This window comes from Schlesneria paludicola DSM 18645, from assembly GCF_000255655.1.
Lineage (GTDB): Bacteria > Planctomycetota > Planctomycetia > Planctomycetales > Planctomycetaceae > Schlesneria > Schlesneria paludicola.
The window spans coordinates 226,311-238,473 of sequence record NZ_JH636436.1 but is presented as its reverse complement, the minus strand read 5'-3'; the positions used below and the strand labels follow the sequence as shown (position 1 = coordinate 238,473).

The following is a 12,163-nucleotide window of genomic DNA, read 5'->3' as shown; positions in this document are numbered from 1 at the left end:
CGCCACGCTCAACGACGGGTGTCGGCAGGAACTCGACGGTTAACTGTGAGTAACGAACGAGGCGACGCTGGGCAGTTCCGATTAAGTACCACAAGGAGTGACAGATGTTGGGTCTAAGGAAGCTTCGATTCGTCGACATCGGGACGGGTCTGTCCATGATGGTCGGCACGGCAGGAATGCTGGTGGCGGGAGTGCTGTCGGCGGCCGAACCACAGTGTTCGACCGCCACAGGCTGCACGTCAGCTCAGCCCGCCTGCTGTGATCATATTTTTGATGACGCCGCAAACCGCCTGAAAGGGCTGTATGCCGGCTTGAATTGCGATACCTGTGCGGCTCCTGCAACCCCCGCTCCCGTGTGCGGTCCTGCCGCTCCTGGCTGTGGGGCTGCTGCTGCCGGAGGATGCGCGGCTGCGGGCGGAGCAGATTCATCTGATCCGTTCACGCTGATGGATTTGTTTACCGACGAGTGCGGAAACAACCATCTGAAGGACAAGGGTTGGAAGTTCGGTGGTAACCTGGCGCAAAGCTATACCATGAACTTCAACAACCCTTCCAATCGTTACAACGGCCCCGTGACCTGGACGGACCGTTCCAACGAATATCAAATGAACCAGCTCTGGTTGTACGGTGAAAAAGCCACCGATACGACCAACAAGGATTGGGACTTCGGGGGTCGCTTTGACCTGCTGTACGGTACCAACGCTCGTTTGACGACCGAAACCGGTTTGGAAACGCCAAACATCAACAACAACTTCGGCCTGTATGGCCTGGCCCTTCCACAATTCTATCTGGAAGGTGCTTACAAGAAGTTGAAGGTCAAAGTTGGCCACTTCCTGTCGCCCGTCGGTTACTTCACCGTCGACACGACCCAGAACTTCTTCAGCTCTCTGCCCTACACCTATCAGTGGGGTGAGCCTTTCACTCATACCGGTGCCTTGGCGACCTATACCGTCAATGATCAGTTGACGGTCAGCAGCGGGATGATCCAGGGCTGGGACAACTTCGACGGCCATAACCCACACATGGGCTATGTCGGCGGCTACAGCTATACGTTCCAAGACAAGTCGAACTTGACTCAGATGATCTTCTTGACTCAGGAACCGAACTTTAACCTGCAATTTACACAGCGATACTATCAGTCGGTCGTCTACACGAAACCGATCAACGACGACTGGACCTATGTCGGCCAGACCGACTTCGGTACCCAGCGAGATGCGACCATCAATGGTCGTCGCGCCAACTGGTACGGTGTGAACCAATACCTCTTCCGCAAGTTCAATGATCATTGGACCTGGGGTGCAAACTTTGAATGGTGGCGTGACGAAGAAGGTTACCGCGTCGCTGGCTTCCTGCCAGGCAATGCCCCCAGCGGTATCACCGGCAACATGGCCGGTGTGCCAGTCGCAACGTTGCCCGGTGGATACACGGGTGACTTCTTCCAAACCACAGTTGGACCTCGCTGGTACCCCACCGGCAAACCCAACTTCTTCATTCGCCCGAACTTCCGGTTTGACTGGTACACCGGCGGCACGGATCTGGCCGTCAATCCGAATGGGTTCAAACCCTACGGCGATGGAAACAAGAGCAACCAGGCTCTGTTCATCACCGACGTTTGTATCACGTTCTAATCACGACGCGGCGTGAAGAATGCGGTTCTCAATGCCGCTCGAAGACGATCGTCTTCGAGCGGCATTCTTCATTTCAGGCTCGTCACGAACCGTGGGACGCGATCCCAACGCACCGGTACATGACAAATTCGAGAGGCTTGAACGCCCCATCATGGACCTTAACGAATCTGCCGATCTTTCCACTGAGCTTTGTGCGCAATGATAGGGACAGGCTCCGCACTGACTCGATACTGTCATGCCGTTGTGAAGACCAAGCTCTCGAACTCAATGACGTCCGCTTCGTAAACCTTTCGGCGTGAAACATCAGCCGTTCGCCAGAATGGAGCGCCACCCGCTTCTGGCGATCGGCGCCTGTTTGCCAACCGTTATCGCGACTTGTGACATCGCAATCACGCGAAGTGCCACCGGTTCGCAGTAGATCGGATCAGATGTACGTCTTTAAGCTCTGCTTGGCGCTCACCGAGCGTCCTCTTGTCGCGTTCGGACGACGATCGCTCCTGTGGCTCTTGGCGTTGTCGCTGCTTTGTGGCCATTCCGTGCGGGCCAACTTTGAATCGAATGTCCCGCACAGTCGAAATCCTGACACGAAACCGGCCTGGCAAACCGCTCGCAATGCCCCCGCGCAGGCAATTCGTGATCAGAATCGACGGGGCGGCAGCCTGGGACGATCGTCTCGCGGTAGCAATGATGAGGACTCGGATTCGTCGGACGACAATTGGACTCTTGGTCAGACCCTGTTGGGTCACTTCTTTCAGCCTGTATTCGTTGCGATGGCCGTGTTGCTCGTGTTCGTCGAGGCGATCCCCGCCGCGGACGATTTTGTGACTCCGCAACGCGCCACCCTGGTCTCGGCTCCACCAACGCAACCAGACACCGTCTTCCCGCCAGATCATCAACCGGATCTCACCAATTTTCTTGTGAGCAATCATCCCGCGAACCCTCCGGCCTATCCTCGCCCAACCGATTGGGGAAACGGCCACATCACGATCGCCGATCCCGCCGAATTTCCTCGCATTCGCGCCTTCGATTGTCACGCCCCAGGAAGCCTTTGGGAAAACATGCGTCCCAACCTGCTCGGACAAGAGGTCACGGACGAATGGGACTTCTACAACCTGATCAACACCGACCGGCCCGACTTTACGGATGCCACCTATTCCGCGGGCAAAGGGGTCACGATCATCGAAACGGGGTACACGTTCTCGCGCAGCAACGACAGCGGTTTGCACACCAGCCACCGGACACTGCCCGAATCGCTGATCCGAGTCGGATTGACCGACGAATTCGAGCTTCGAATGAAATGGTTCGGCTACGTGATGACCGACGTCACCGATCAAGCCACAGGATTGAAAGACAACAGCTTTGGCGGCAGTGACCTCTATGTCGGCTTCAAGTACGAAGCCTTCCAGCAGGATGACTGGCGTCCGATGGTCACCATCCTCGGCGGATCGACGTTGCCAACCGGCACGGGCGGCGTCTCGGCCGGTGTCATGCAACCCTTTGGAAATCTCGTCCTCGGCTGGGGTTTCCGACGATGGCTGTATTTAAAGGCCAGTACCGGTGTCGATTTCCTGCGAAACACAGATGTCACACAGGTCATCACGGGCATTAGCCCCGCCGTTCCCGTGGGTGTGCATGGATCGGACAGCAACGAGACCTGGCATCAATCGTTGTCGTTACTCTTCCAAGTCTCAAAACGAGTAGGTGGGTTTGCCGAGTGGTATACGATTTTCTCGACGAATTCGAGCGATAATCGCGGCCAGAACTACATCGATACCGGCGTCTTCTATTACCTCACCACGAACGTTCAGCTCGACGCGCGCGTCGGACAACGGCTGAGCCGAGAGACTGACTCGATGTTTACCGGCGCCGGACTGTCAGTGCGTTTCTAAAACCCCGACATGTTTTCAAAAAACGAGCAACAACCTTCGTGCGCCACCGCTCGGCTCGTCTTGGTCGTTTGATCGGGCAACGCGTTGGATCATCGAGTCTCAATGAACGCGAATGATCCGAGCGCGAGCACGACCTCGGTACGGGATCGCAACCATGAGTCTTCCAAAGGTTTAGAAGATTGCATCGACTTGGTCCTGACAAGATTCCCGGAGATCGTATGATCACAGAATCAGCCCGGCAGGAAACCCGAGGATCGTGAACCAGTGGGCTCAGGTTCCTCGAACCCAGAACCTGCCCTGGTCTCTGATTGAAGCGGGAAATTCAAATGCAGTTCTTCCACGACCTCAATTCCGTTGCGACGCTCATCCAGGTTCCCACTACGAGTGCGCGCTCGTCACGTGCTTTATCACACATCGGGTGAAAACCCGGGCCTCGTAAACAAGACCGCTAGCATGTTGCTCAACGTAATCAACACGATCCGAACCCACTGAGCACATCTAAGTTCCAGTGAAATAAGGTGATAGAGAACAAAGCGATCAAGAGGATTAAGGTGATCAAAAAATTTGGGCCTGCGACTTCGCACGTCGAGAAGATAAACCTGGCGAAGTGGCGAATTTAGAATGATTGAGAAACCTCGCTCTCCTTCACCCCCTTGCGGCCGGACGTGGACAAGCCCGGTTGCGAGCCTTCCGATCGCTGCTCTCGATCATCAGGCCAACCGCCTTTGCCGACCTATCATGGGCGGCCGGAATCGATTGCGGTCCGATTGAGATTGTCTTCCGGCAATCAACAGAGGGGTCCGCGATCGTCACACGTACGTCTCATGTGCGGATCGTGTCCACGGTGGCGGCTTCAAGACGAGCGACTCTGGAACACACGCATCTTTGACAACTTGGCACAAAGTCGTCGGCGGACCTCGCCCCCTGTCACATTTCGTGACCGTGAAACGAAGGAAAACGTGGAACGAAGGAAACTCGATCTCGTCCGGCACGCCGTAAAGTCGCCTATTCCCGCGTGATGAACTCATCCAGGTTCATTAAAACGCGGGCCACCGCTGTCCACGCCGCGGCCTCCTGAACAGACGAGTTCGCGGGCTTGGACTTCGGGGCAAACTGTTCCGCAGCGGCAACGTCATGCGTAAACCGTTCCCGCTGTTGCTGCAGGTAGCCGCGTAACCGAGCCAGTTCCAGCGACGTCGGTTCCCGCCCCACTGCAGTCTCCACGGCCATCCCCAGGCGTTGACTGTCGTCCGACGCCGCCGATTCCAGCAACCGAACGGCAAACCCCTGAGCAAATTCGAAGAAGGTTTCGTCGTTCGCCAGGGTCAACGATTGCAAGGGGGTATTCGAGCGGACACGGCGGGTGCAGGCGACATTCGGTTCAGGGAAATCGAAAACCGCCATCGACGGGTAAAGGCTGGATCGCCACAGATGGGTATACATCGCCTTCCGAAACCGGTCGCGCCCCGTCGACGTCTTCCAGGGCTTTTTATCCTGAGTGAAATCAAACACGCCTTCGGGTTGCGGCGGATAGACCGGCGGCCCGCCCAGTTCTTCCGTCAACAGGCCGGCCGCCGCAAGCGCCGTATCACGAATCATCTCGGCATCGATCCGCAATCGTGATTGGCGTGCCAGCAACTTGTTCAATGGATCACGTTCCACAAGGTCCGCACGCGCGAACGACGATTGCCGGTACGTCGTCGACGAAACCATCAATCGCAGCAGTCGCTTCAAATCCCAGGCGGGACCTGCCGCCGAGGAGGGGCTGACATCACGGAATTCGCTGGCCAGCCAATCGAGCAACTCCGGATGCGTCGGCCGGTCGCCCTGGGTCCCGAAGTCATTCTCGGTTTCCACCAGTCCGCGGCCGAACAGTCGTTGCCAGTACCGATTGCTGATCACGCGCGCGGTCAAGGGATTGCCCGACGACACCAGCCATTCTGCGAGCTTCAAGCGGCTTCCCATGGGCCCCTGCCCCCCTGTCGAGATCAGGACTGCCGGAGCGGCCGGCTCAACGCGTGCCCCCTGACGCAGGAAATCTCCTCGAACATGAATATGCGTTTCGCGGGGTGCGGCACTCTCACGCGTGATCATGGTGACAGCGAACTTCGGCTCGAGGTCACGCAGTCGAGAAATCTCGTTGAGTTGTGGATGCTTTTCGCGTGCCTGTGGTAGGCCGCGGAAATAGTTGCTCAAATCGCGTTTGTGAACGTCCGACCGATCCGCCACCACCAGATCCACTGCATTCTTGATATTGTACGGAAGCTTCTTCTTGTCGTCTTCCGTCAGCAGCTTCTCCCATGCCGTCTGATCGGCGGCAATGTCCGCATCACGATCCTTCAATTCTTGTTCCAGCCGACTGATTTCCGCGCGAATCTGCGCGGCCCGTTCCGGCTCACCCATCCGAATCTGGTCAGCGGTTGGGACATCAATCTTGGGTAACGTCTGATTCCCCGGCGTGAATTCGGTCGAATTGAAGAAGGCGTAAAACTGGTAATACTCCCGCTGGGACAGTGGATCATACTTATGGTCGTGACACTGACAGCACCCGACGGTCAGCCCCAGAAAGACGGTCCCTGTCGTGTTGGCTCGATCGACCACCGCCTCGACGCGGAACTGTTCGGGATCAGTTCCGCCTTCTTCATTGATCAGCGTGTTCCGGTGAAATCCGGTGGCGACAAGTTGATCCAACGTCGGGTTGGGCAACAGATCCCCCGCCAGCTGCTCGATCGTGAATTGATCGAATCCCAGATTGCGATTGAAAGCGCCGATCACCCAGTCGCGATATTTCCAGATCGTTCGCGGCTGATCACGCGTGAAGCCGTTCGAGTCGGCATAGCGGGCCGAATCGAGCCAGTCGCGTCCCCAGCGTTCACCATAGTGGGGCGATGCCAGCAGGCGGTCGAGCAACCGTTCATACGCATCGGGCGATTGATCCTCAAGAAATTCCCGCACCGTTTCCACTGCCGGTGGAATCCCCAGCAGATCCAGATGAACGCGTCGAACAAGGGTCGTGGCATCGGCGTCTTCGACCGGCTCAAGCCGGTCGTGCTCCAACCGGCTACGAATGAAATTATCGATGCCATTCCGCAGAGATCCGGATCGCGTCACGACAGGCACGGTTGGCCGGTGAATCGGCCTAAACGACCAGTGATCACTGGTCTTCGCCGCCGCCGCTTCGACCACTTCATCCGCCGGCGATTTCGCGCCGGCATCGATCCAACGCCGAATCAACGCGATCGCGTCCGTGCTCAGCGGTGGCCCCTCGGGCGGCATCTGCGAGGCGTTCTCGGTCCCTGTCACGGCGTGAACCAGCAGACTTTTGGCAGACTCACCGGGAATCACGACCGGACCGCTGTCACCACCGACGAACAACCCCTGAGCCGAATCGACACGCAATCCCACATTCTGCTTCTGTGCCCCGTGACAGCCAGCACAATGCTTCGCGAGCAACGGTTTGACTTGCGTCATGTAGTCGACAGGCGAATCATCCGCGTGAACGCCCGAGGCGACGATCAGAAGCAGTGTGAGCCCACAAGCACGAGCAAACGACATCGGCAACACCTCACGACGGCAAACTCTGGACGATTGGCCACCTGTGAGTATCACCTCCGTTGACACCAAGGTCAATTCGCCACAGCCAGAGCATGAAGGACGCCCGCCGAAATCGCCGAAACCACTCGTGCTTCTTCACAGCGAAATCTTGGGGGGGGGCAGGGCCGGGATTGGTGGGGTTTGCCGAAACCCCGGGCGTCCAGCGCTTCGCTCGTCCAGTCCCGGCCACCCGAAGACCATCTCGTCGGTCAGGCACGCGACTTCTTCTTCGAGCTCTTCGTGCCTTTCGATTCGCGGTGGTTGGCCACGCTGCGTTTGCTGCCTTCACGCGGATCGAGGTTCGTCAATGACGCAAACCCGCCGTCTTTCGTGGAATACGCCAGGATCTCGCCCGTATTCATCCCGTAGATCCAGGCATGCAACGTCAGATCACCCCGCTGCAGTTTCGTGGCCACCGAGGGATGCGTTTGCAGATTCTCGATCTGAACCAGCACATGCTCACGAACCGCAATCTCCAGAAGTTCCTCGCCGCTGTATTGCGAATAATTTTCGGCAACGATCTGCCGGGTGGCATCGGCGTGATTCAGCCAGCCGCGAACCAGCGGCAGCTTGTCCATCCTGTGCGGTTCCAACATCGCCTGAATTGCCCCGCATCCCGAATGGCCACAAATAATGATGTCTTTGACACCCAATGCAGTGACCGCATATTCGATCGTGGCGGGTTCACCACCGTTTGAGGCACCGTGGCAAGGAACGATGTTGCCTGCGTTCCGCAAAACAAAGAGCTCACCGAGCCGCGCTTGCGTGATGATCGAGGGATCGACGCGCGAATCCGAACAACCGATAAACAGGGCACTCGGATGCTGTCCCGATGCCAATGATTCGAAAAATGACCGCTCGTGCTGAAAAATGTCCGTATGGAACTGGTGCAGACCGGTCAGAAGTTGGTCCATCGCGAAATCATCCTTCCTTTTGGTGCTTGTTTGTAAGACCTGGATACCGTGGCAATCACTGGAAATTTGCGATCAATGTCCCGAATCGTAGACCGATCATTTCGCCAAATACAACGAAATCCGGTGAATGCAAATCCGACATGGCGGAACTCTGATCGAAGGCTACAATTCTGAACGGAAATCGTCACCCGAATCATTCAATAGCAGATTCATTAAGAAAACGTAATACACTGTCGCCAAAGCTGTTGGAACGACGAATCTTCGTGACGATGTGCGGAATCGTCACCTTTGCGAAAAGTGAACAAAGTCAGTGGCCGGACCGCAACATTTTTGTTTCACGCGGGGATTCTCAAGCTAGGCTTCCAATCGGATCGAGCCGCTCGAGGGCGCAACCTGCAGGGATTTCGCAGGAAGCCGAATCAAACCTGTTCGATTCATTTGCAGCAACGTCACCCTGTGGCGAGTGTTGCTGTGACGGGCCAGACACGAGGAGCTTTTGAACCAAAAATTTCTCTGGTTCCTGCTGCCGGTGTGTGTTCCGTTGAGCCCATGAACGTTCCCGACACCAGACCGCAGCCAAGAATTGAAGCGTGCCTCGAAAACCCGCCCATCCCCTTTAGGGAGTGTGCAGGTTTCTGAAATTGTCTCGGACGTGTGGACTGAACGTCCCTCGTTACGGTTCCTTGTAAATTTACGGTTCCCTGTTGTTTGTTGTGAAACGGTATCCGAACGATGAATCACCTTACCAACACTGTCAGCGTCGACTCTGGAACAATCCGCGAGATCCTGTCTCAACATGGACGACTGTCGTGTGATGTCGGTGGCCTTGATGAGCATGCCGACCTGTACAACGTCGGCCTGACCTCGCTTGCCACCGTGGGAATCATGCTGGCGCTCGAAGACCGTTTCGACATCGAATTCCCGGAATCGATGCTCAGCCGCAAAACATTCAAAAGCATTTCCGCCATCACCGAAGCCGTTTCCAACCTGACGAAGTAATGTTCCCTGGAAGATGCTTGGAACCTCATGAATACGCTCGCCTGCAATTGCAGCCTGGATGCGACGGTCGATTTCCACGAACTGGTCCGGCAGGTCCACGCCGTCGGAAAACAGTCGCTCGCCGCACATGCCGAAAGTGTGGACCGTGAGGCACGGTTTCCCACAGAAGCGTTCGCTGCACTGCGCGAAGCCAAACTGCTCAGCGCCTACGTTCCCACCAAATACGGCGGCATGGGACTGAACATCAGCCAGATCGCCGAACTGTGCGAAGTCCTGGGTCAGTACTGCGGTTCATCCGCGATGATCTACGCCATGCACTGCATCCAGGTGGCGTGTGTCGTGCGACACGGGCAGCAATCGGCCTACTTTCGCGACTACCTGCGGCAACTTGCCGAACAACAACTGTTGATGGCATCTGCCACAACCGAAATCGGAACAGGCGGAGATTTGCTGTCGAGCCTCTGCGCAGTCGAGACGCACGGCGATCGCTTCAAACTGACCAAACAGGCTCCTGTGATTTCGTATGGGCTGCAAGCGGATGACATCCTGGTCACCTGCCGCCGTTCGCCCGAATCACCCGCCAGCGATCAAGTGCACGTGATGGTCCGACGCGGTGAATTCACGGCCATCCCGCTGTCGACGTGGGACACGATGGGCTTTCGCGGAACCTGCAGTTCTGGATTCACATTGACGGCGGAAGGGGATGCGGCACAAATCCTGCCGGTCTCGTTCACAGAAATCCTGACGGAAACGATGCATCCATATTCGCACATTGTCTGGGGTGCACTCTGGTCGGGCATCGCCATGGACGCCGTCAATCGCGCCCGCGCGTTCGTCCGCGTCGAAGCCCGCAAGACACCGGGCGAGACGCCCATCTCGGCCATTCGACTGGCAGAAGTGGACCAGGTCCTGCAAGAAATGCGGCACAACGTCAAAAGTCTGACGCGAGAGTATCAGGATCTGCTCGAACAAAATTGCTCCGATGCCTTCAAAGGATTCGGCTTCTCGATTCGCACCAACAACCTGAAGGTGTCCTGTTCGCAGCGGATTGTGGACATCGTCAGCAAGGCGCTTTTGATCTGCGGAATCTCTGGCTATCGCAACGATTCCAAGTTCAGTCTGGCCCGTCATCTGCGCGACTCGTACGGCGCCGCCCTGATGGTCAACAACGACCGCATCACAAAATTGAACGCCACCATGCTGATGGTTCACAAAGAAGGACATTGAACGATGTGCATCTCGAACGATGTGCTGACCGCCTCTTACCAGGCTTACCTCGATCAATTGACCAAAGCGGGACTCTTGATCCCCTTGGGCGTCAAAGGCCTGTACGGACACAGCGGTGTTTTCGAAAACATCATCGAACAGTTCGAGCATCTTGTGACGCAGCGTGCCAAGGGGTTCAAAGCCGAGGTGATGCGGTTCCCGGCGATCCTGAATCGTCAGGCCTATCTGAAAACGAATCACCTCGAAACCTTTCCCGATTTGATGGGTTCGGTTCACAGCTTCACCGGCAACGAACGCGATCACGTCAAGCTGCTGCAAAAGCGAGCTGCAGGTGAAGACTGGACGCGCGATCTGACACCTACCGAAGTCATGATGACGCCCGCAGCCTGTTATCCGCTTTATCCGACGGCGACGGGAACATTGCCCGCACAAGGCCGACTGGTCGATCTGCGATCGTTCGTGTTTCGCCACGAACCGTCGATCGATCCCTGCCGCATGCAGATCTTCCGCCAGCGCGAGTTCGTGCGGCTCGGAACGCCCGAGCAAGCTCTTGAACATCGCAATCACTGGCTGAACCTGGGTGAAGAGATCCTGAATAGCGTGGGCCTGAAAGTCGAACGCGTCCTCGCCAATGATCCCTTCTTCGGTCGCGGCGGACGAATGATGGCCGCCACGCAAAAAGAACAGGACCTGAAATACGAACTGGTGATCGCCGTGGCGAGCACCGAAAAGCCCACCGCCATCACGTCGTGCAACTGCCATCTCGATCACTTCGGACATTCATTCGAAATCAAGACCGACGACGGTCAATACGCACACTCGTCCTGTATCGGGTTCGGCCTGGAACGGATTGCCCTGGCACTGTTCAAAACGCATGGCCTTGATCCGGATCACTGGCCCGCCGACATCAAGAATTTACTCGCACTATGAGCAACCACGTCTTCCCGCTCGACCCAACGACGTACCAACGGCACGCCATTCATAGCGGCGAACGTCAGTGGGCCGAGACGAATTGCTATGTCGACGTCTGGATCGAACTCCTGCATGCCTGGGGTTTCGAACCGATCGCGGCATTGCCATTCACATTGACCGCGGATTTCGAAGGCGATCAGTGGACGTTCTTCAAATTTCCGCACGTCGACCTGTATCAGTTATTCGGACTTGAGATTCAAGAACTGATGATCTGGCGACCGCTGGTCAAGCACCTGGAAGAACAAGTCAGCCTGGGGCGACCGGTCCTGGTCGAACTTGACTCGTACTACCTTCCCGACACCGCCGGAACCGCGTACCAGCGCGAACATATGAAATCGACCGTCGCCGTGATCGAGATCGATCCGGCGAATCAGCATCTGGGCTATTTCCACGGTCAAGGCTACTACCACCTGAGCGGCGACGACTTTGCCAAGATCCTGCACCTGTCAGGTTTCCCGCACCCTTCGGTGCTTCCACCGTATGTCGAAATCGTCAAACGCAGCAACGCCTTGGCCCTCGTCGGCGAGGCTCTGACGCGTGCCTCGGTTGATCGCCTGAAGGTCGAACTGCACAAACTGCCCGCGGCAAATCCGTTCCACAAGTTCAAACCGCGCTTCGAAGCCGATTTGCAATGGTTGGCCAATGAGCCAATTGAAACTTTCCATCAATACTCGTTTGCCACCCTGCGTCAATTCGGTGCCTGTTACGAACTGTCGGCAACCTATCTGAAATGGCTGCAGGCGCGCGGCATCGCGCGTCTCGAACGAGCGATTGACGTCTACGAAGGATTGTCCAGCGGCGCAAAAACGATGCAGTTCCAACTCGCCCGCGCCATGGCCCGGAAGCGAACCTTGGACTTGACACCGATTGATCAAATGGCCACCCAGTGGCAGCTTGCCACCGACGATTTGAAATCGCTTTTTCTGCTGGCCGATTGAAC

The 12,163-nt window shown here is 56.7% G+C and carries 8 protein-coding genes; 6 read left to right on the top strand and 2 right to left on the bottom strand.

Annotation, left to right across the window (positions count from 1 at the left end; all coding sequences use genetic code 11):
• Positions 1-104: 104 nt before the first annotated feature.
• Entirely contained in the window at positions 105-1,628 is a 1,524-nt protein-coding gene (locus OSO_RS0134045) for an outer membrane beta-barrel protein (RefSeq protein ID WP_010587327.1), read from the top strand.
• 428 nt (positions 1,629-2,056) lie between these two features.
• A complete protein-coding gene (locus tag OSO_RS0134035) occupies positions 2,057-3,517 on the top strand; it encodes a transporter (RefSeq protein ID WP_010587326.1) in 1,461 nt (486 codons plus the stop codon).
• A 1,005-nt stretch (positions 3,518-4,522) separates the two neighbouring features.
• Here the strand turns inward: OSO_RS0134035 and OSO_RS0134025 are convergent.
• Both OSO_RS0134025 and OSO_RS0134020 read right to left on the bottom strand, forming a co-directional pair.
• Positions 4,523-7,072: a PSD1 and planctomycete cytochrome C domain-containing protein gene (locus tag OSO_RS0134025; protein WP_010587325.1), complete on the bottom strand. Its 2,550-nt coding sequence runs from the start codon at positions 7,070-7,072 to the stop codon at positions 4,523-4,525.
• A gap of 248 nt (positions 7,073-7,320) precedes the next feature.
• Entirely contained in the window at positions 7,321-8,025 is a 705-nt protein-coding gene (locus OSO_RS0134020; protein WP_010587324.1) for a carbonic anhydrase, read from the bottom strand.
• A gap of 732 nt (positions 8,026-8,757) precedes the next feature.
• Here OSO_RS0134020 and OSO_RS0134010 point away from each other — a divergent pair.
• The 4 genes from OSO_RS0134010 to OSO_RS0133995 are packed head-to-tail and all read left to right on the top strand — an operon-like array spanning position 8,758 to position 12,161.
• Entirely contained in the window at positions 8,758-9,024 is a 267-nt protein-coding gene (locus OSO_RS0134010) for an acyl carrier protein (RefSeq protein ID WP_010587322.1), read from the top strand.
• Between the two features lie 27 nt (positions 9,025-9,051).
• Positions 9,052-10,251 (top strand): acyl-CoA dehydrogenase family protein, encoded by a 1,200-nt coding sequence (locus OSO_RS0134005; RefSeq protein WP_010587321.1) that lies wholly within the window; start codon positions 9,052-9,054, stop codon positions 10,249-10,251.
• A gap of 3 nt (positions 10,252-10,254) precedes the next feature.
• Entirely contained in the window at positions 10,255-11,181 is a 927-nt protein-coding gene (locus OSO_RS0134000) for an amino acid--[acyl-carrier-protein] ligase (RefSeq protein ID WP_010587320.1), read from the top strand.
• On the top strand, positions 11,178-12,161 hold the full coding sequence (locus OSO_RS0133995) for a DUF1839 family protein (protein ID WP_010587319.1): 984 nt from the start codon (positions 11,178-11,180) through the stop codon (positions 12,159-12,161). The genes OSO_RS0134000 and OSO_RS0133995 overlap by 4 nt, the downstream gene beginning before the upstream one ends.
• Positions 12,162-12,163 lie beyond the last annotated feature (2 nt).

Excerpts from the sequence above, each read along its gene's own strand:
- OSO_RS0134045 (WP_010587327.1), top strand. The coding sequence starts at position 105 with ATGTTGGGTCTAAGGAAGCTTCGATTCGTCGACATCGGGACGGGTCTG.
- OSO_RS0134010 (WP_010587322.1), top strand. The coding sequence starts at position 8,758 with ATGAATCACCTTACCAACACTGTCAGCGTCGACTCTGGAACAATCCGC.
- OSO_RS0134025 (WP_010587325.1), bottom strand. The coding sequence starts at position 7,072 with ATGTCGTTTGCTCGTGCTTGTGGGCTCACACTGCTTCTGATCGTCGCC.
- OSO_RS0134000 (WP_010587320.1), top strand. The coding sequence starts at position 10,255 with ATGTGCATCTCGAACGATGTGCTGACCGCCTCTTACCAGGCTTACCTC.
- OSO_RS0134020 (WP_010587324.1), bottom strand. The coding sequence starts at position 8,025 with ATGGACCAACTTCTGACCGGTCTGCACCAGTTCCATACGGACATTTTT.
- OSO_RS0133995 (WP_010587319.1), top strand. The coding sequence starts at position 11,178 with ATGAGCAACCACGTCTTCCCGCTCGACCCAACGACGTACCAACGGCAC.
- OSO_RS0134035 (WP_010587326.1), top strand. The coding sequence starts at position 2,057 with ATGTACGTCTTTAAGCTCTGCTTGGCGCTCACCGAGCGTCCTCTTGTC.
- OSO_RS0134005 (WP_010587321.1), top strand. The coding sequence starts at position 9,052 with ATGAATACGCTCGCCTGCAATTGCAGCCTGGATGCGACGGTCGATTTC.